Origin of the sequence: Micromonospora sp. NPDC047762, from assembly GCF_043204655.1 — a bacterium.
In the GTDB taxonomy this organism is placed as follows: domain Bacteria; phylum Actinomycetota; class Actinomycetes; order Mycobacteriales; family Micromonosporaceae; genus Micromonospora.
The window spans coordinates 124,063-144,592 of record NZ_JBIDCQ010000003.1 but is presented as its reverse complement, the minus strand read 5'-3'; the positions used below and the strand labels follow the sequence as shown (position 1 = coordinate 144,592).

Genomic DNA, 20,530 nt, shown 5'->3' with positions numbered 1-20,530 from the left:
GCGGTCAGAGCGGTCCGGGCCGTCGGCGGCGCGGGTTTCCGGCTCGTTGCGCGCTCGGTATTGACACCGCCGGGCCGGCGATCGATGCTCTGCTAAATCAGTTTAGCGACTGACTCGCTCCGACCCGTCCCACTCCCGGTCCCCCGCCGGGATCGCTGACTGAGCGCACCACCCCCGAGAAAGGACCCCCATGAGACTGCGAAAAGGACTGATCCCGCTCGCCGCCACCCTCGTCCTGGCCGGCGCCTCCGGCACGGCGTACGGCAGCGCGGGCAGCGGCCCGGGCCGCACTGACGGAATCCGCAGCATCACCCCGATCACCACCGTCTACACCTACGGCCAGAAGGTCTCGGCGGTGGCGATCGAGTACGCGGCCACTGTCAACCCGCGCACCCTCGACACCGGCACGTTCTCGGTCACCGACACCATCTACAACTTCCGCTTCAACCCGATCGAGGACCTGCCGAAGCTCGCCGACCGGACCGTCACCCACACCTACACCAACGGAACACCCGGCACCCGTGCCGACCACCGATCGGCGCCGGGCAGGTACGTCATCGTCGAACTGAACCCCGCCGACACCGGCGGCTCGACGGTCATCGTCTCCAAGTGCCCGACCTTCCTCTGCACCGTGAAGGTCAATCCCGAGCTGCCGACCCGGGTCGTGCAACGCAAGGACGTGCACGGCCAGCCCGGCCGGGGGGCCGGCAAGGGGCCGGTGCTCGCCCGGGCCACCCCGCGCGAATCCCGTCCCGTCACCGAGAAGCCGGTCAACCAACTGGTCGACGAGTTCACCTACGGCTCGTTCCTGAGTGGCGGAATGGTGTTGCCGTACCACTACCACCTGCCGAAGAACTACCAGCCGGGCCGCAGATACCCACTGATGGTCGTCCTTCCCGGCCACGGCATGGGCTGGGACGGCGACAACCTCGGCGTCCAACTCGCCGCCGACATCCCGGCGACCGCGTGGCTCCAACCGCAGTGGACCGGCACCGCCGAGGACGTCATCGTCCTGGCGCCCCAGCACCAGCGGGTCGGTGGAGTCGCCGAGGCGGACCTGCTGGTCAAGCTGCTCGACCAGTTCGTCGGCCAGTTCGCCGTGGACACCCGTCGGGTGTACGCGACCACCGTGTCGTACGGCTCGCAGTTGCTCTGGGAGGCGTTCGCCAAGCGTCCCGACCTGTTCGCCGGCGGGTTGGTGACCGGTGGCTTCCCGGTCAACGCCACCCAGGCGACCGCCATCGCGGCGGCCGAGGTGCCGCTGTGGATCACGCACGGCGAGCACGACCACCTGCTCAACGTCTCGGGCGCGCGCAACTCCACGACCCTGCTGCGGCAGGCGTACGCCGCCCGGGGCAAGACGCCCGAGCAGACCGCCGATCTGGTGCGCTACACCGAGTACGCCGACGCCGCGTTCTCGGTACCGGACTACCACGCCGCGTTCGGGCCGACCTACGAGGACGCCAGCATCCTGCGCTGGCTGCTGGGCCAGTCCAAGCCCTGAGGCCGGGGCCGGGCGACGCCCTCGCCGCGATCCGGCGACCCCACCCCGGTGATCATGAAGTTGTTGCCACCGTCCACGACGTGTCGGGGCAACAACTTCATGATCGACCGGGGCCCCCCAGGGGCGGGACCCGGGGGGTCAGTCCTGGAGGCAGGTTCGGAGGGCGGCGGTGAGCAGATTGGCGCGCTCGTCGCCCATCCCGCGCATCTGGTTGACCACGTAGCCGAAGCCCACCTGATGCTCGGCGTCGGCGAAGGCCAGGTTGCCGCCCGCGCCGTCGTGGCCGAAGCTGCGCTCACCCAGCAGGGGCCGGGCCGGTGGCGAGTGCAGCAGGAAGCCGGTTCCCCAGCGCTGCCCGGTGTCCGGCGGGCCGTGCCGCTGCTGACCACGCGAGCGAACCACCACCGCGTCGTCCACCGACGCCGCCGTGAGCAGCGGCCCACCCTGCAGTTCCGACACACAGGCGGCGTAGAGGCGCGCGAGGCCCTCGGCGGTGCTCACCGCGCCCGCGCCGGGAACACCGGCGGCCCGGATGGCGTCGTCGTTGAAGCTGACCAGGCCGTCGGCATCGGCGGGGAAGGCGAAAGCGCCCCCCATGGTGATGCCCCGTTCGGCGACCGGGTCCACGAACGGGTCAGGGTCCGGGGGCGGTGCCACGCCCCAGGCGACGGTGTCGCTCTCGGCGGCCGGGAGCCCCAGCCAGGTACGCAGGCCGAGCGGGCCCGCGACGGTGTCGGCGAAGTACGCGCCGGGTAGTTGGCCGGTGATGCGGTGGATCACCTCTCCGACCAGCCAGCCGTAGGTCATCGAGTGGTAGCCGTGCGCCGTGCCCGGCTCCCACAGCGGGGCCTGCGCCTCGATCGCCTTGATGACCGGATCCCACGCCAGCACCTCGTCGAGGGTCAGCGGTCGGTCCACCGCGGGCAGACCTGCCTGGTGCGTGAGCAGCCAGCGCACCGGGATGTCCGCCTTGCCGTGCTGTCCGAACTCCGGCCAGTAGCGCGTCACGGGAGCGTCGAGGTCGAGCCGGCCCTGCTGGGCCAGCAGGTAGGCGCAGATCGCCAGGATCCCCTTGGTGCAGGAGAAGACGACGACCGACGTCTGCGCGTCCCACTGCCGCCCGGTACGGGTGTCGGCCACCCCGCCGTACAGGTCGACGACCTTGCGGCCCCGCACGTAGACGGTGACCGCGGCGCCGACCTCTCCCCGGGAGGTGAAGTTGTCGCGGAAGACGTCGGCGACGCGCCCGAACCGATCGTCGACGTCGCCGTGGATCTGCGGCTCTGTGACCACTGCCTACCCCTTCACTGACCCTTGGATCAGGGCCTTGATGAACTGTCGCTGGAAGATCAGGAACACGATGAGGGTCGGGGTGAGGATCAGCAGCGACCCGGCGCACAGCAGCACCAGGTCGGTGCCCCACTGGCCCTGGAACGCGCCGAGCGCCCCGGCCATGGTGCGTTTGGTCGCGTCGTCCACGAGGACGATGGCGAGCAGGAACTGGTTCCACGTCCAGAGGAACATCAGGATGGTCAGCGAGGCGATCGCCGGCCGGGCGAGCGGCACCTGGACCCGCCAGAACAACTGCCACGTGCTGCTGCCGTCCACCCGGGCCGCCTCGGACAACTCGACCGGCACGTTGGTGAAGTGTGCCCGCATCCAGAACACCGCGAACGGCATGTAGAGCCCGATCAGCGGCAGGATGATGGCCCAGCGGGTGTTGAGCAGGCCGAGGTCCTGCATCTGGTAGTAGAGCGGCGTGACCACGGCCTCGAACGGCAGGGTCAGACCCAGCAGGAAGAGACCGAAGACGAGCCGGCCACCGGGGACGCGCAGCTGACCGAGCCCGAAGCCGGCCATGGTCGCGATGAGCACCGACACCGGTACGACACCGGCCACGATGAGCAGGCTGGAGCGGAGCAGGGCGCCCATGTTCGCGGCGGTGAAGGCGTCGGCGAAGTTGCCCCACTGCGGGTCGGACGGCCACTCGAGCCCGCTGGGCACGGTGCCTCGGGGCTGCAACGCCGCCGAGAGCATGCTCACGAACGGCAGCAGGGTGACGACGATCAGGGCGATCAGGAAGACCCGGCCGGTCAACTGTTCGCGACGGCTCAAGTTCACTGCTTGTCCCCTCGGCTCAGGCGCTGGATCGGCAGCACACACACCAGCACGAGCAGCATGAGTACGACAGCGAGCGCCGAGGCGAGCCCCACCTGCCGCTGCGAGAAGGCCAGCCGGTAGATCTCCAGGCCCGGCACCGTGGTCTGGAGGCCGGGGCCGCCGCTGGTGGAGATGTAGACGATGTCGAAGCTCGCCAGCGCCGCGATGATCGTCACGGTGAGGCAGACGCCGATCTCCTGACGCAGGCTGGGCAGGGTCACGGCGAGGAACTCACGGACCGGACCGGCACCGTCGAGGCGGGCGGCCTCGTACAGCGCCGGGTCGATCTTGCTCATGCCGGTGACCAGCAGGATCGTGCAGAGGCCGAGCAGGACCCAGGCCCCGATGACGCCGACGGCTGGCAGCGCCGTGTCGAAGTCGCCGAGCCAGGCGCGGGCGACGCCACCCAGTCCGACCGCGCGCAGCGCCTGGTTGACCAGACCGTTCGACGAGAGCAGCCAGCTCCACGCGATGCCCGCCGCCACCAGGGGGATGACCTGCGGGAGGAACAGGATGGTCCGGACGACGGTGCCGAACACGCCGGTGGTGATCCGGCGAACCATGCTCGCCACCAACAGCCCCAGCGCGACGGGGATGAAGCTGAAGAAGACGATCAGGACGATCGCGTTGCCGATGATTTTCAGCAGGTCGCTGTCGGTGAACACGGTGAGGTAGTTGTCCAGGCCCACCCAGCGGGCCACCCCGATGCCGTTCCAGTCGTAGAGCGAATACTGGAGCGTCAGGACGAGCGGGCGCAGGACGAACACCGCGTACATCACCAGGGCGGGCAGGACGTACAACCAGCCGGTCCCGGCCGCGCGGGCCCACCGGAATCGGTGGGCCCGCGTGGGGGTGGGGCGGGCGCGACGATCGTCGCGCCCGGTTGGTGCGCTGCCGAGGGCAGACGTCATCGGGACAGTTCCTTCTGGTACTCGGCCTGGACCGCCTTCACGTACCCCTCGGGCGTCTGCTGACCGGCGATCAGCTTCTGCATCTCCGGCGTGATCGCGGCGGCGAAGATGCCGCCGGTCGCGTTCGCGGTGAAGTCCACAGCGCCGTTCTCCGCGCCGAGCTGCTGTGACGCCTTCAGGGTCTCGGCCAGCACTGTGTTCGGGGCGGCGCTCGGCACCGGCAGGTCACTCGGGCCGCCGGGGCTGGAGCCGCCGACGGTCACCGAGATCTCGCGGGCCTTGGCGTTGGTGTGCACCCAGTTCAGGAAGTACGCGGCGGCGTCCGGGTTCTTGGCCTTGGCGGAGACACCGAAGGTGTTGGGGGCGGACATCGCCACGTGCTTTCCACCGGCGGACTCGGTGGGGAAGAGGAAGAAGCCCACGTTGCCGGGCATCGACTTGTCGAGGTTGGCCGACTCCCAGTCGCCGTTGAACATGAACAGGCCGTTGCCCTTCTGGAACTCCCCCACCATGCCGGCATAGTCCAGGGCGTTGGCGTCCTTGGTGAAGTAGCCGGCCTGGGCCCACTTCTGAATGGTCTGGGTGGCCTTCAGGGCGGCCGGGGTGTCGAACGTGGCCCCCGGCTTCTGGAAGATCCAGTCGGCGACCTGGGTCGGGTCGCCGAACTGGTTCTGCAGCGCCTGGTGCGGGAAGTTGATGCCGGCGGTGTTCTTGTTGAACTGCATGATCGGCTGGACCCCGCCGGTCTTCGCCTTGGCCAGCAGTTCCTCGAACTCGGCGACGGTGGCCGGCGGCTGGGTCATGCCGATCTGAGTGGCCAGCTTCTTGTTGTAGAAGACGCCGGTGACGCTGTAGCCGAGTCCCATCCCGTACAGCGAGCCGGTGCCCCGGGTGTTCTCGCCGACGCGCAGCTGCATGAGCTGCGAGGCGGGGAACTTGTCCCAGCCGTACGCGGTGAAGTACGGGTCGAGGTTCTTGAGCAGGTCGTCCTTGACCAGGTCGACCATGGTCGGGAGCCGGATGATGTCGGGCGAGTTGTCCGACGCCATCACCCGGGGCGCGTTCTCCACGATCACCGTGAACTGGTCCTCGCGGACGTTGAACTTGACGTTCGAGTGCTGCTTGGAGAACTCGTCGGCCAACGCCTTGGCCAGCGGGAAGCCGGTCTCCGCGTACATCTCCAGGGTGATCGGGTCGGCGCCCAGCTCCGTCTTGACGGCGGCGTCGGACTTCTGGGTCGACGACCGGTCCTCGCCCGGCGCGCTGCAGGCCGTCGCGGTCATCCCGACGGCCAGCAGCGAGGCGAGGAGCACAGTTCTCCGTCGCGAAAACTTTGTCAGCAATTCTGCCATTTCATGACTCCTCGACATCTCCACGCGTCGCGCGACCCATGGCCACGCGACGGCTCCACCGGGACCACCGCGACCCGGCGGAGGCCACGACACGTACGTCGTGACCTGTCGCGCGGGCGCGGCACCCGTACCGTCAGCACAAAAGGAACCGGCACGGCCACCGAAGGCGCCTCTGGATGCACCAGAAGTGGTCGCTAAACTGATTTAGCAGAGCATGCGCGCGGCACGGGAAGCTGTCAAGGACAACTTGGCAACGGTGCGGAAACGTCGGGTTCACACCACACCCGACGTGACCGGCGCTCGATCCCGGACGGCGAAGCATCATGATGGGCAGGAGCGGCGCCCGTGGCACCGCGCCTGATTCGGAGGACTGATGGGCCGCAACAGAGCAACACTCGCCGACGTCGCGCGGATGGCCGGGCTGTCCAAGACCGCCGCGTCGATGGTGCTCAACGGCAGGGAGGGCACCCGACTCTCGGCCGAGGCGCACCAACGGGTGTTCGCCGCCGCCGAGGAACTCGGCTACCGACCCAACCTGGCCGCGCGCAGCCTGCGCACCCGCAAGACGGCCACCATCGCGTTCGTCTCCGACATCGTGGCGACCACCCGGTTCGCCGGCGACCTCATCCGCGGCGCCCTCGACGCGGCCCGCGAACGGGACCACGTCCTGCTCATCACCGAGACGCAGGGCGACGCCACCTTCGAGCAGTACGCCATCGAGGCCGTCCTGGACCGGCAGGTCGACGGGGTTATCTACGCGGCGATGGCGACCAGACGGCTGACGGTGCCCGCCGCCATCCTCGGCGGTCCGGTGGTGCTGCTCAACGCCACCAGCCCCGACGGCCTGCCCAGCGTTGTCCCCGACGACGAGGGGGCCGGGCGCTCCGTCGCCACCGCGCTGCTGGAGCTCGGCCACCGCGACGCGATCGCGCTGATCGGCCGCAACCGGCTCAAGGAGGACGACCCGGAGGTCTCGCTCGCCGCCCGCGCCCGCCTGCACGGCATCCGGCAGACGCTGGACGAGGCGAAGGTCGGCCTCCTGGCCGAGTGTTTCTGCACCGAGTGGTTGCCCGAGCACGGGTACGCGGCCACGCGTAGCCTGCTCAGCAAGCCGGAGCGACCCAGCGCGATCATCTGCATGAACGACCGGCTGGCCTTCGGCGCGTACCAGGCACTCGGCGAGGCGGGGCTGACCGTCCCGGAGGACATCTCGGTCATCTCGTTCGACGACGACCCGATCGCCGCCTGGTTGCGTCCGAGCCTGGCCACCACGGCGCTGCCGCACGAACAGATGGGACGTCGAGCGGTCGAACTGCTCCTGGACGGGGGTGCCGTCGAGCCCTCACTGGTGCCGATGCCCCTGCGTCGACGCCGGTCCCTCGCGCCTCCGGCCGGCTGAGCAACGGCCCTCCGGTCCGTACCAAAGACTGGCCTTAGCCAACGCTAAAACGGTTTAGTGCTAGGTTTCCGACCATGCTTCGTCTACCCGACCACTGGGTGTGGGACAGCTGGTACGCGCGGGACGACAACGGCCTCTGGCACGTGTTCTTCCTGCGCGCGTCCCGCGCCCTGCACGACCCGCACCGCCGCCACCGCCGGGCCACCATCGGCCACGCCGTCTCGGCGGACCTGCGCTCGTGGCGCCTGGTCGCCGACGCCGTGGTCCCCTCCGACGCACCCGGCTGGGACGACCTGGCGACCTGGACGGGCTGCACGGTCCGCGGGCCGGACGGACGGTGGTACCTGTTCTACACCGGCGTCGGTCGCGCCGAGGACGGGCTCGTCCAACGCATCGGACTGGCCGTCTCCGACGACCTCATGACCTGGCACCGGCACGGCACCGAGCCGATCGTCCAGGCCGACCCCACCTGGTACGAGCTGCTGGACAAGGAGCTGTGGTACGAGCAGGCATGGCGTGACCCCTGGGTCTTCCCCGATCCCGACGGCGAGGGTTGGCACATGCTGATCACCGCCCGCGCCAACACCGGTCTGGCGAACACCCGCGGCGTCGTCGGCCACGCCACCTCCACCGACCTCGTCACCTGGACCGTCGCGCCGCCGCTGTCGACTCCGGCCGGCTTCGGTCACCTGGAGGTGCCCCAGGTCGCGGTGCTCGACGGGCAGCCGCTGCTGCTCTTCTCCACCGACGCCACCGGCAGCGCCCGGCGCGACGACCACCGGATCTGGGTGGCACCCGGCGAGACCACCCTCGGGCCGTGGGACATCGCGTCCGCCCAGCCGTTCACCCACCCGCACCTGTACGCGCCACGGCTGGTCCCCGGACCCGCCGACGACTGGTCCCTCATCGGTTTCCTCGACCACGTCGACGGAACATTCGTCGGGGAACTCACCGATCCCATCCCGGTCCGCTACGACGCCGCGACTGGGTTGACAGTGGACCGGGCGAACACGGCGCGGTAGACCGGACCTGTCCGGGCCGAGGCGTCTCGCCCCGGCCCGGACCTGTCGGTGTCGTGCTACTGGATCAGCTGCGCAGCTGCCACTGCTGGTTGGTGCCGCCGGAGCAGGACCAGAGGATCAGCTTCGTGCCGTTCGCCGTCCCGGCGCCGTTGGCGTCCAGGCAGAGACCCGACTGCGCGCCGGTGATCGTGCCGTTGGCGTTGACGTTCCACTGCTGGTTGGCCTGACCGTTGCAGTCCCAGATCACCACCGTGGTGCCGTTGCTGGTGCCCTGGCCGGAGGCGTCCAGGCACTTGGTCCCGTAGACCATGAGCTGACGGCTGGCGGTGTGGGTCCACCGCTGGTTGGTGGCCGCACTGATGCAGTCCCAGATCTGGGCCTGCGTGCCGTTCGTGGTGCTGGAGTTGCCGATCTCGGCGCAGCGGCCCGACTGGGCGCCCACGATCTGCACGTTCTGCGGGTTGGTGCCGCCGCCGCTCTGCACGCCAGCCGCGTTGATCACGGTCTGCGCGCCCGACGGCCAACTGCCGTTGCTGACCGTGACGTTGCCGTTGACCACGTTGCCGCGGTCGCCGTTCGTCACGTTCGTGGAGTTGTTCGTCGACCAGTTGTTGGTGACCGTGAAGTTGCCCATGTTCTCCGCGTACCAGTAGTTGGCGGTGGCCCAGGTGCCGGTGGAGGAGAACACGTTGTTGCGGGCGGTGTAGTAGCGGGAGCCCTCGTCGAAGTAGAGCCCGAACCAGCCGTTGGTCCGCAGGCAGTAGTTCTGGTTGATGGTCGCGCCCGGGTTCGCCGACAGCGTGTAGATGCAGCCGCCGTCGGTCATCTGCTGCATCACGTCGTGCACGTAGTTGCCGATGACCTGGTTGTTGGCCGCGGTGGTCGCAGTGGTGTAGCGCGGCTGGTAGTTGTACAGGCCCCGGTTGGCGTAGTGCTGGCTGCCACCGGCGTCGTTGGCGCCCCAGCCGTAGCCGACCGACAGACCGGTGTACGGCATGTTGTAGACCTCGTTGTACGAGACCGACGCCGTGTTCACATAGGTGGTCAGGATCGAGACCACGCCCCGGTACTCGAGGCCGAGATCGTGCACCCGGTTGTTGCTGATGGTGATGTTGCGGTTGACCATCCGCTGGTCACTGGGGTGATGGGCGTCGGCGCGTACGCCACCGACCACGACGCCACCGGCGGAGTTACGGGCGATCTCGGAGCGGGTGACGGTGATGTCGCTGGCGCCCAGGCCGACACCGCTGGCGTGGGCGTTGGCGTCGTTGCCGATGCCGATCGCGGTCTGCCCGAGGTTGACGAACTGGGAGTCGCTGAAGGTGATGGTGTTGGCAGCGGAGACCTGCACGGCGGCGGGCATCTGGTTCCAGTTCGGCCGGGTGGCCTCGAACTGGGGGCAGCCGGCCTGGCAGGAGGTCAGCGCGTCGGAGGGCCGGGACCAGGTGCCGGTGATGTGGGCGCCGGTCTGCTGGTCGGCGAAACCGTTGCTGCTGCTCGGGCCGAGCCAGCTGGTGCCGGTGAAGGTGATGCCGCTGAACGAGATGTGGTGCGCCGGCGCGCTGAGGGTGCCGCCGACGTTGACCAGGGACTGCAGCTGTGGCAACTCGACGCTGACCGAGCTCATGTTCTGCCCGGCGAGGGGGATGTAGTTGAGCTGACCGTTGCTCGGGTTGAGGTACCACTCCCCCGCCGAGTCCAGGAACTCGTACGCGTTGGTCAGGTAGAAGGGACCGGCGCGGTGCGGGCTGGAGAGGGTGTCGAACCCGAAGGTGTTGTTGTTCCACGCCGGCTGCTGCATCGTCAGGAAGTTTCCGCTGATGCTCTGCACCGGCGAGTACCGGTCGGTGAACGAGCCGACGCTCTCCACCTCGACCCGGTTCTGGTTGCCGAGGTTGTTCAGGTAGTTCAGCGCACTGTTGGTGAACCGCATGCCGGACGTGGTGAAGGTGAAGTCGGAGCGGTTCACGGCGGTGCGTGCCCGGGTGGCGACGGCCCCGTTGACGTAGAGCTGACGGGAGTCGAGCCCGGCGCCGACGTTGGCCCGCCAGATGTTCTTTCCGGAGTCGACGAGCGACCAGCCGGTGACCGCCCGGGCGCCGGTGATCGTCGGACGCGCGCCGGAGGCCGCCCGCCAGATCACCTGATAGCCGTTGTTGCCCGAGTCGGCCGCGGTGAACCGCAGCGGCGACGAGAGCCGGTACGCGCCGTTGGCCAACTCCACGACGATGTCACCGGACATCGCGCTGTTGATCGCCCGTACCGCGGTCTGGGCGGCGGTCAGCGAACACGGTTGGCTGGCGGAACACGCGGTGCCGGTGCCGGAGGGCGACGCGTAGAGGGTGGTGGTGGCCGCGGAGGCCGGGGACGCCGAGGCGGTTACCGCGACCAGCGCGGTCACCGCTGTCGCGGCGGCGCCGGCCAGCAGTCGGCGCAGCGATGAAAGGGACGAGGACACGGGACGGTGCTCCTGACATGAGAACGGGGTGGGGTGGCGGAGCGGCCTCGACCAGCGCGGGGGTGACGGGTCGGGCAGTTATCCGAGGATCTCCCGGAGATAGCGCAGGCCGTCCGTGGCGAGACGGTCCTGCGAGGGGGCCAACGGACGCCAGATCGCCGCGGCGGTGGCGATGGTTTCGTTCTCCGCGGTGAACGACTCGATGCAGATCGAGCCCTGGTAACCGGTGTCCCGCAGGACGGTGAAGAACCGGGGCCAGTCGAAGTGGTCGGCACCCGGAGCGCCGCGGTTGGTGCCGCTGACCTGGACGTGCTTGATGTGCCGGCCGGCGACGGCGAGGGCCGCGTAGGGGTCGGCCTCCTCGATGTTCATGTGGTAGGTATCGATCATGATGCCGACGTTCGGCGGTAGCCCGTCGATCAACTCGATCGTCTGCTCGATCGTGTTGACGACGCTCGTCTCGTAGCGGTTCAACGCCTCGACACCGATGCTCACGCCCAACTCACCGGCCTGCTCGGCCACCGGTGCCAGGGCCCGCCGGAAATCCGCGTAGCAGGCCGCACGGGCCGTTGGCGACATCCGCCAGGTGCGGCCGACCGAGGCGTACACGGGGCCGCCGACGCATCCAGCGCCGACGGCCGCCGCGGTCTCCACACAATTCATCAGGTACGCCACCGTCGACTCGACGACCGCTGGCGCGGCGTCCACCAGGTCCCGCCCCGGCGGGGTGACCGCGCAGACGCCGGCGGCGACAAGGCCGTGCTCGGCCAGCAGGTCCCGGGTACGGATCGGGTCCCAGTCGCCGGGCTGCTCGATCGGCAACTCGACCGCGTCGAAGCCGAACGCGGCGATCCGCGGGATCAGCTCGGTCAGGGCCTTGTCGTCGACCGGCGAGGCCCAGACCCAGGGGTTGACGCCGATGGCGTACATCGGTTCCTACTTCCAGCGCTGCGGGTAGCCGGGCAGGTCGGTGCAGCCGCACATCGCGTAGTGCAGCGGCGGCATGCTCGGGTCGAGGTACTTGTCGAGGTTGTCCTGCGTGACGGTCGGCTGTGGCAGCTTCCACGGGCTGGACACCTGCTTGCCGTCGAGGATCTGCAGCACCGCCAGGATCGGCGTCCGCCACTGGTAGGTCGGGTAGGTCGGTGCGATCGCGGTGAGGTTCTTGTCCTTCCAGATCTTCAGGAAGTCGAGCTGGTCCTCGCCGTTCATCGGCGGAACGGGCTTGCCCGCGTCCTGGAACGCCTCGACCGCCGCGACGGCCGTCGCTCCGGCGTCCATCCAGACACCGTCGATCGTGCCGTACCGCTGGATGTAGTCGTCGACGATCTTCTTGGTCTTGGCCGGGTCACCGTCGGTGAACTCGACGCCCACGACATCGACCTTCGCCTTGTCGAACGCCACCTTCGCCGCCGACCAGCGGGTCTCCAGGACGTCCACGCCCGGCAGGATCCGCAGGGCGAGGACCTTGCCACCGGGCTTCATCTTCTGGCTGACGAACTCGGCGCCGACGTGGCCGAACCCGTAGCCGCCGATGGGGTTGATGAACGTCACCGGGCACTTCGTGTTGACACCGCGGTCGAAGACGACGACCGGCAGCCCCGCCTTGCAGGCGGCCTCGACGGCCGGGGTGAGCGTGGCCGTGGTGTTCGGCGAGACGATCAGCGCGTCGCAGCCCTTGCCGAGCAGGTCGTTGATGTCCGCGATCTGCTTCTGGTCCTTGCCCTCGGCGTCGACGTGCACGAACTCCTTGATGCGGCTCTTCTGCGCCTCGACCTCGGCCTGCATGGTCTTGAACCCGACCTGCCGCCAGGGGTTGTTCAGCGCCGCGTTCGAGAAGCAGATCTTGTGTGGGCCGTTCTTCTTGAACTTGGCGGTGTCGACCATCGTGGGGTTGAGCACCTGCTCCCACGGCTTGTCGGCCGGGCCTGTCGGTGCCGCGTCGAGCAGCGCCAACTCGGCGTCGTAGTCGGCCTGCACGAAGAACTTCGACTGGTCTCCGGTGCCGGAACCAGTGGCGGCGGACGCGCTTCCCGACGGGCTCGCGGCCGGCTCGTCGGTGGCACAGGCGGCAAGGGACAGCAGGGTGACAGCGGCAATGGCCGCCATGGAACGTCGCACTATGGTTTCCCCTTTATCTCGACGAAGAACGGGTTGCCGAGACCGCCACGGCGAGCAGAATGATCGCGCCCTGGACGGTCGACCTGAGGGCGCCGGAGACGCCGTAGAAATTCATGAGGGCGAACAGCAGTTCGAGGGTCAGCGCGCCGAGCATCGCCCCGACGACCGCGCCGCGACCTCCGCCGAGCGCCACCCCACCGAGGACGACAGCGGTGATCGCACCGAACTCCAGGCCCGCGCCGGCCTGGAACGACACGCCGCTGTAGCCGCCCAGGAGGATGGCCGCCACCGCCGCCGCGAGCCCGCTGAGGATGAAGGCGAAGGTCCGGGTACGCCAGACGCGTACGCCGCTGAGCTCGGCGGTGCGCGGGTTGTCGCCGACGGCGACCAGCGTCCGGCCGAAGTCCGAGCGCATCAGCAGCACGGCCGCCACCGCCAGAACCACCAGGACCACCAGCGCGTACGGCACGCGACCCAGCACCGGCACGTCCTCGAAGGCCCGCCGGCCGAACCGCCGGAACTCCTCGGAGAGCCCACCCTTCGGTGCGCCGTCGGACCACAGGTAGACAGCGCCGACGAGGATCAGGAACATGCCGAGGGTGGTGATGAACGACGGCACCCGCAGCCGTGTCGTGATCAGGCCGTTGACCAGCCCGACCAGTGCGCCGAAGGCGAGCAGGAGCAGCACCACCGGCCAGGTACGCGCCGGGTCGCTGTCGATCAGCCGGGCGGCCACCACCACCTGGGCGGTGACCAGGGAACCGACCGACAGGTCGAACTCGCCGGACACGATCACGAAGTACTGGCCGGCGGCGAGCAGGATGATCGGGGCCGAACGGCCGAGGAAGGACATCAGCGACTGCGGGGCCAGGAAGTCGGGCTGACGAATGCCGACGAGCACCAACAGCACCGCGAGGATCGCGAGGATCGGCAGGACGCCACCGGGACGCACCCGCGGCAGACGCAGTGGCAGGGAACGGGGCTGGACGGTCTGCATGGCTAGGCCGCCTTTCGCATGGCCCGGCGGGCGTAGACGGCGACCGCGGCGATGATGATGACGCCCCGGATCACCTGCTTGAAGAAGGCGTCGACCTCGAGCTGGTTGAAGATGGCGTCGATGCTGGCCAGCAGCAGCACCCCGCCGACCGTGCCGATGACGCCGCCGCGCCCACCGGCGAGGGCGGTTCCGCCGATCACCACCGCGGCGATCGACTCCAGGTCGTAGAGGCCCTCGGTGCCGACCCGGGGTGCGCCCGAGCCGAGCCGACTGGCGAGGTAGATGCCGGCCAGCCCCGCACACATCGAACACAGGACGTGGGCGGTGACGAGAACCCGGTCGTTGCGGACGCCGGAGAGCCGTGCCACCTCCGGGTCCCCGCCGACGGCGACCAGGTGGTGGCCGAAGCGGGTCCGCGACAGCGCGAACCAGGCCGCCGCGGTGACCGCTATCAACAGCAGGAACGACACCGGCACCGGCCCGACCCGCTGATAGCCGAGCGCCTGCACGAGCGAGGGTGCCGTGGTGCCGGCCGGGCCGTCGTAGCCGTTGTCGAGATAACCCTTGAGCAGCAACCCGACGCCCAGGGTCGCGATGAACGCGTTGACCCGGAACCTGGTGACGAGGAGCCCGTTGAGCAACCCGACACCGGCGCTGACGACGAGCACCAGGCCGATCGCCGGCAGCACCGCGCCGTCGCTGCCGTTCATCGTCTCGGCCGCGACGAGGGTGCTGAGACTGATCACGTACGCCACCGAGAGGTCCAGCGAGCCCCCCAGGATGACAAGGGTCTGGCCCACCGCGACCAGCCCGAGGCCGGCCGCGACATGCAGCAGACTCACGGTCGTGGACTGGTTGAAGAGCTGACCACCGTCGAGCAGGACGACCAGCCAGCCGATCGTCAGGGTCAGGGTCAGGGCCACGAACACGCCCGGTACGGAACGCCGGGCCGGCAGCAGCGACAGAGCGCTCATGCGGCAACCTCACGTGTCGTGCCGACCGCCAGCGCGACGACCTCCTCCTCGGTCGCGCCGGCGGGCAGCTCACCCGCGACGTGGCCGTCCCGCATGACGACGATCCGGTCACTCATTCCCAGCAGCTCCGGTAGATCGGACGAGATCATCAGCACGGCCGCGCCATCCCGGGCGAGGCGGCGGACGAGATCGTGGATGGCTGACTTCGCGCCCACGTCGATGCCCCGGGTCGGCTCGTCGAAGAGCAGGATCCGCGGGTTGAGCGCGAGCCACCGGGCCAGCACGACCTTCTGCTGGTTGCCCCCGGACAGGAAACGGATCTCCTGGTCGTCGCCGGCGCCGCGGATCTCCACGGCGGCCAGCAACTCGCGTACCCGGGCGGTCCTCGCCGCCCGGCCGGACCGGGCGGCGAAGACGGCCCGGCTGGCGAGCAGCGCGTTGTCCAGTACCGACTGCCGGGGGACGATCCCCTCGCCCTTGCGGTCCTCGGTGACATAGGCGATGCCGGCCCGCATGGCGGTGCGGGGTGAGCGCAGTCGGACCGGCCGGTCGTCGAGTGTGATGTCGCCGGTCGTGAACGGTGACACCCCGAAGATCGCGCGGGCCAGCGCCGAGCGCCCGGAACCCTGGAGGCCGCCGATGCCGAGCACCTCGCCGGCGCGCAACTGGAGGTTGATGTCCCGCAGCTTCCGGTTGCCCGCGTCGCGAAGGTTGAGTCGCACCGGGCCCCGGTCCTCGGGGGCGGCCCGGTCCGGGTAGTAGCTGGAGAGCTCCCGGCCGACCATGTGCCGTACCAACTCGTCGGCAGTGGTGTCAGCCGTGTCCACTGTGGTGACGCGACGGCCGTCCTTGAGCACTGTGATCCGCCCGGACAGGTCGAAGACCTCGGCGAGCCGGTGCGAGACGTACAGCAGCCCGATGCCCCGCTCCTGTAGTCGGCGCACCAGCCCGTAGAGCAGCTCGACCTCGTGGTCGGCCAACGCGGCGGTCGGCTCGTCCATGATGAGCAGCCGCGCATCCAGGGCGAGCGCCTTGGCGATCTCGACGACCTGCTGCTGCGCGACGCCCAGCTGCCCTACCCGGGCGTCGGCCGGCAACGTGGTCTCACCGATCGAGGCGAGCAGCCACGTGGTGCGGTCGATCATCCCCCGACGGTCGACGAGCCCGCGTCGGACCGGCTCGTGCCCCAGGTAGACGTTCTCCGCGACGGTGCGCTCCGGGAGCAGGTTGAATTCCTGGTGGATGATGCCGATGCCGGCCCGCTGCGCGTCACGCGGGCCACGGAACGTACGCGTCGCACCGGCGAACTCGACAGTGCCCCCGTCCGGGGCGTGCCCGCCCGAGACGATCTTCATGAGGGTCGACTTCCCGGCACCGTTCTCACCGACCACGGCGTGCACCTCGCCCGGCGCGACATCGAGGTCGACACCGTCGAGAACGCGGACTCCGAGGAAGGATTTGCCGATGCCCCGGAGGGTGAGAAGCGGCGTCGGCGGCGGATCTGACATCCCGAAAGCCCTCACAGACAGTAGTCATAGACACGTTTAGATGCCACACTACGGCGGCTTTGAGGCACTGAACAACAAGCTTTCGTGGCTACAACCACGACTTACGTTCTTGCGGTGCAAACATTCCCTTGACATCGACGAAACATCACACGTATGAAGATAGATGTTTGGATGCGGGTCCGCAATCCTCGATCAAGACCGACTGCCAGGTCGGGCCGGGATCGACAGGCGGCACCGCAGCGAGGGAGTCAGGCACGGACGCCGTCCACCGGGCAGGACGTCGGACGTTACTTTGTGGATTGACAGTCATCGATCTCTAGCTCATCCTGACCTCGTGGACCCCGGGACGAGAACCACAGCCACGATCACGCTGTGTGACGTCCCGCAGGTCTGACTGCCGTTGCGGCGAACGGCATGAGGCAGACAAGCGCGCCCGCGTCCCCTCACGTGTCCAGGGTCAACCTGACGCGTCGGAGGGCCCGTGGTCGCAATCCCTACGCCCGCCCAACCTAGGAGACGGCATGCGTCGTAACACATTGCTCATCTCGGTGATCGCCGGCTTGTTACTGGCGCTCGGACTCGCCCCACCCGCGTCGGCGGCCCCGGCCTTCCGCGCCCTGGTGTTCAGCAAGACCACCGGCTACCGCCACGACTCGATTCCCGCTGGGATCAGCATGATCCAGCAGCAGGCGGCGGCGAACAACTTCGAGGTGGTGGCCACTGAGGACTCAAGCGTCTTCACCGCCAGCAACCTGGCCACCTTCGACGTCATCGTCATGCTCCAGACCTCCGGCATGGTCTGGACCTCGACGGCGCAGCGCCAGGCGGTTGAGGGCTACCTCGCCAGCGGCAAGGGCATCGTGGGCATCCACAACGCCCTCGACATGGGTATCGAAAGCGAATACCCGTGGTGGGACCAGACCATCAACGGTGGCGCCCACATGCCCGAGCACTCCCCCGGCGTGCTCCAGGGCACCGCCATCGTCGCCGACAAGAAGCACCCGTCGACGGCCAGCCTGCCGGATCGGTGGACCCGCAGCGAGGAGTGGTACAACTTCGACGCCAACCCGCGCGGCAACGTGCACGTGCTGGTGACCGCCGACGAGCGCACGTACAACCCGGGATCCCGGGCGATGGGCCCGGATCATCCGATCTCCTGGTGCCGCAACACCAACGGCGGGCGGGTGTGGGCCACCGCGATGGGCCACGCGATCGGCTCCTACAGCGAGGCGAACTTCCAGAATCACGTGCTCGGTGGCATCAAGTGGGCGGCCGGTAACGCCGCCGGTGACTGCGGCGGCACCGTCTGGGGCAACTTCGAGAAGCGCACCCTCGACGACAACACAGTCGACCCGATGGCGCTGGGTGTGGCACCGGACGGCCGGGTCTTCTACGTCCAGCGCGGCGGCCAGGTGAAGATCTTCAAGCCCTCCACCAACAGCACCGTCACCGCCGGCACCCTCAGCGTCTACACCGGCGGCGAGGACGGCCTGACCGGCATGGCGCTGGACCCCAACTTCGCCACCAACGGCTACATCTACCTGTACCACTCGCCAGCCAGCAGCAGCACCGACGTCAACCGGGTCTCCCGCTACACGGTCAGCGGTGACACGCTGAACACGTCGAGCGGCGTGACGATCATCGACATCCCGGCGTACCGGGACCGGACGTTCCCCGAGCCCGGCCACACCGGCGGCTACATCAAGTTCGGCCCCGACGGTAACCTCTTCATCGGCACCGGCGACGACACGCCGCCGAACCTGGACCCGAACTGGCAGGGCTACGCCCCGCTGGACTGGCGGTCGGGCAAGTCCAACCTGGATGCCGCCCGCAGCGCCGGCAACACCAACGACCTGCGCGGCAAGCTGCTGCGCATCCGGCCCTCGGCCAGCGGTGGCTACACCATCCCGTCGGGCAACCTCTACCCCCAGGGCACCGCGCAGACCAAGCCCGAGGTCTACGCGATGGGCTTCCGCAACCCGTTCCGCTTCTCCATCGACCCGGCCAACGGCTGGGTCTACCTGGCCGACTACGGACCGGACCGGAACCCGCCCACCACCAACCGCGGGCCCGAGGGCCTGGTCGAGCTGAACGTCATCAAGCAGGCCGGCAACTACGGCTGGCCGTTCTGCCACGGCGACAACCAGCCCTATGCGCCGTTCAACCCGGACACCGGCGTCGTCGGCTCCAAGTTCAACTGCAGCTCGCCGGTCAACAACTCGCCGAACAACACCGGTCTGACCAGCCTGAAGCCGGTCGTCGCACCCAATATCTGGTATGGCTACGGCACCTCGCCGACCTTCACGGAGCTGGGCTCCGGCGGCTCGGCGCCGATGGGTGGCCCGGTCTACCGGTACGACGCGTCGAACCCCTCCGCGACGAAGTTCCCGCCCTACTACGACGGGGTGCACTTCTTCTACGAGTGGGCGCGCAACTACGTCAAGGAGGTGCACTTCGACTCCTCCTCGGCGGTCACCCGCACCAACCCGTTCCTGCCCAACGTTCGGTTCAACAAGCCGATGGACATGGAGTTCGGCAAGGACGGCTCGCTCTACCTGCTGGAGTGGGGCACCAACTTCGGCGGCGGCAACAGCGACTCCGGGCTCTACCGGATCGACTACAACCAGGGCGGCCGGTCACCGATCGTCAAGGCCACCGGCACGCCCACCAGCGGCAGCGCACCGCTGACCGTCCAGTTCAGCAGCGCTGGCACGTCCGACCCGGACGGCAACACGCTGAGCTACCTGTGGACGTTCGGCGACGGCACCACCTCGACGGCGGCCAACCCGTCGAAGGTGTACACCTCGAACGGCAACTACACCGCCCAGTTGAAGGTCACCAACAGCGCCGGCAAGACCGGCTTCGCCAACGTCCCGATCACCGTCGGCAACAGCGCCCCGGTGGTCACCATCACCACACCGGGCAACGGGGGCATGCTGACCTTCGGTGACAAGGTGTCGTACCAGATCACCGTGACCGATCCGGACGGCGGAACCGTCGACTGCTCGAAGGTGTTCCTCAACCCGGCGCTGGGTCACGACGACCACGCCCACGAGACCACCGAGTACCCGGGCTGCTCGGGCACCATCTCCACCGACCTGCTCGGTGGGCACCCCGATGGCGCCAACCTGTTCTACGTGCTGAACGCGCGGTACACCGACAACGGCGGCTCGGGCGGCGGGTCCCCGCTCACCGGCACCGCACAGGCGATCCTGCAACCGAAGCACAAGCAGTCCGAGTACTTCAGCAGCCAGTCCGGCATCCGGGTGGTCGACCAGGCGGCCGCGGAGAGCACCAAGCGCGTCGGTGACATCTCCAGCAACGACTGGATCGCGTTCAACCCGATGAACCTGTCGGGGATCTCGACGGTCAGCTACCGGCTGTCGTCGCCGTCCGGCGGCGGCTCGATCGAGCTGCGGGCCGACTCGCCGACCGGCACCCTGCTGGCCACCACCACGGTGCCCAGCACGGGTGGCTGGGACAACTACCAGTCCACGACGCCGGTGAGCGTCGCCGCCCTCGGCGGTACGCACACGCTCTACATGGTGTTCAAGAACAGCAACAACTCGTTCGATCTGGACGCGCACACCTTCGGCGGCAACGGCGTCGGGACACCCGGCACCGGCACCGGCACCGGCCTGGCCGGCAAGACCTACACGGTCACGGCGCAGCACAGCAACAAGCTGTTGGACGTCAGCGGTGTCTCCACCGCCGACGGCGCCCAGATCACCCAGTGGGCGTCCACCGGTGGCAACAACCAGAAGTGGCAGGCCGTCGACGCCGGTAACGGCGCGCTCTACCTCAAGGCGGTGCACAGCGGCAAGTGCGTCGAGGTCACTGGCAGCTCGACCGCGGCGGGTGCCTTCCTCCAGCAGGCCACCTGCAACAACGGCAACCAGCAGAAGTTCACCGCCACCGCGACCGGAACCTCCGGCGTGTACACGGTGAAGAGTGTGCTGAGCGGGCTCTGCCTGGACGTCAACGGCGCGTCCACGGCCGACGGCGCCCGGGTGTTGCAGTGGACCTGCAGCAACGCGACGAACCAGCAGTGGCGCTTCACGGCGCTCTGACCCTGCGGCTGTCGCGGTAACAGATGACGTCCCGGTCGGGACCGGTATCCGAGA

At 68.8% G+C, this 20,530-nt stretch carries 13 protein-coding genes and 1 pseudogene; 4 read left to right on the top strand and 10 right to left on the bottom strand.

Annotation, left to right across the window (positions count from 1 at the left end; genetic code table 11):
- Positions 1-190 precede the first annotated feature (190 nt).
- Positions 191-1,504: a hypothetical protein gene (locus tag ACGF3C_RS11530; protein ID WP_357222376.1), complete on the top strand. Its 1,314-nt coding sequence runs from the start codon at positions 191-193 to the stop codon at positions 1,502-1,504.
- A 138-nt stretch (positions 1,505-1,642) separates the two neighbouring features.
- On the opposite strand, the gene ACGF3C_RS11525 is transcribed toward ACGF3C_RS11530, so the two are convergent.
- The 4 genes from ACGF3C_RS11525 to ACGF3C_RS11510 are packed head-to-tail and all read right to left on the bottom strand — an operon-like array spanning position 1,643 to position 5,927.
- Positions 1,643-2,797 carry a serine hydrolase domain-containing protein gene (locus ACGF3C_RS11525; RefSeq protein ID WP_393221113.1) on the bottom strand — a complete coding sequence of 385 codons (1,155 nt, stop codon included), beginning with the start codon at positions 2,795-2,797 and terminating at the stop codon, positions 1,643-1,645.
- Positions 2,798-2,800: 3 nt separating this feature from the next.
- Positions 2,801-3,625: a carbohydrate ABC transporter permease gene (locus ACGF3C_RS11520; protein ID WP_124860646.1), complete on the bottom strand. Its 825-nt coding sequence runs from the start codon at positions 3,623-3,625 to the stop codon at positions 2,801-2,803.
- Positions 3,622-4,575 (bottom strand): carbohydrate ABC transporter permease, encoded by a 954-nt coding sequence (locus tag ACGF3C_RS11515; protein ID WP_393221110.1) that lies wholly within the window; start codon positions 4,573-4,575, stop codon positions 3,622-3,624. Before ACGF3C_RS11515 ends, ACGF3C_RS11520 begins: the two co-directional genes overlap by 4 nt.
- Positions 4,572-5,927, bottom strand: a complete 1,356-nt coding sequence (locus ACGF3C_RS11510) for an extracellular solute-binding protein (RefSeq protein WP_355006918.1) — start codon at positions 5,925-5,927, stop codon at positions 4,572-4,574. The genes ACGF3C_RS11515 and ACGF3C_RS11510 overlap by 4 nt, the downstream gene beginning before the upstream one ends.
- 373 nt (positions 5,928-6,300) lie before the next feature.
- Here ACGF3C_RS11510 and ACGF3C_RS11505 point away from each other — a divergent pair, with 373 nt between their 5' ends.
- Positions 6,301-7,326: a LacI family DNA-binding transcriptional regulator gene (locus ACGF3C_RS11505; protein ID WP_355006919.1), complete on the top strand. Its 1,026-nt coding sequence runs from the start codon at positions 6,301-6,303 to the stop codon at positions 7,324-7,326.
- A gap of 53 nt (positions 7,327-7,379) precedes the next feature.
- Positions 7,380-8,348, top strand: a pseudogene (locus ACGF3C_RS11500) (family 43 glycosylhydrolase); the annotation flags it as partial.
- A 64-nt stretch (positions 8,349-8,412) separates the two neighbouring features.
- On the opposite strand, the gene ACGF3C_RS11495 reads toward ACGF3C_RS11500, so the two are convergent.
- The 6 genes from ACGF3C_RS11495 to ACGF3C_RS11470 form a co-directional block, all read right to left on the bottom strand.
- On the bottom strand, positions 8,413-10,806 hold the full coding sequence (locus ACGF3C_RS11495; protein WP_393221106.1) for an RICIN domain-containing protein: 2,394 nt from the start codon (positions 10,804-10,806) through the stop codon (positions 8,413-8,415).
- A 78-nt stretch (positions 10,807-10,884) separates the two neighbouring features.
- The gene (locus ACGF3C_RS11490) at positions 10,885-11,736 is read right to left on the bottom strand and encodes a sugar phosphate isomerase/epimerase family protein (RefSeq protein ID WP_393221103.1); all 852 of its coding nucleotides are present in this window, start codon (positions 11,734-11,736) and stop codon (positions 10,885-10,887) included.
- Positions 11,737-11,742: 6 nt separating this feature from the next.
- Positions 11,743-12,927: an ABC transporter substrate-binding protein gene (locus ACGF3C_RS11485; RefSeq protein ID WP_307857817.1), complete on the bottom strand. Its 1,185-nt coding sequence runs from the start codon at positions 12,925-12,927 to the stop codon at positions 11,743-11,745.
- 13 nt (positions 12,928-12,940) lie between these two features.
- Positions 12,941-13,924 (bottom strand): ABC transporter permease, encoded by a 984-nt coding sequence (locus ACGF3C_RS11480; protein ID WP_357222388.1) that lies wholly within the window; start codon positions 13,922-13,924, stop codon positions 12,941-12,943.
- 2 nt (positions 13,925-13,926) lie between these two features.
- On the bottom strand, positions 13,927-14,898 hold the full coding sequence (locus tag ACGF3C_RS11475) for an ABC transporter permease (RefSeq protein ID WP_112585260.1): 972 nt from the start codon (positions 14,896-14,898) through the stop codon (positions 13,927-13,929).
- Complete coding sequence (locus ACGF3C_RS11470) at positions 14,895-16,406, bottom strand: sugar ABC transporter ATP-binding protein (RefSeq protein ID WP_393221098.1); 1,512 nt, start codon at positions 16,404-16,406, stop codon at positions 14,895-14,897. Before ACGF3C_RS11470 ends, ACGF3C_RS11475 begins: the two co-directional genes overlap by 4 nt.
- Before the next feature lie 521 nt (positions 16,407-16,927).
- Here ACGF3C_RS11470 and ACGF3C_RS11465 point away from each other — a divergent pair.
- The gene (locus ACGF3C_RS11465) at positions 16,928-20,476 is read left to right on the top strand and encodes a ThuA domain-containing protein (protein ID WP_393221095.1); all 3,549 of its coding nucleotides are present in this window, start codon (positions 16,928-16,930) and stop codon (positions 20,474-20,476) included.
- The last annotated feature ends 54 nt before the right edge of the window (positions 20,477-20,530 follow it).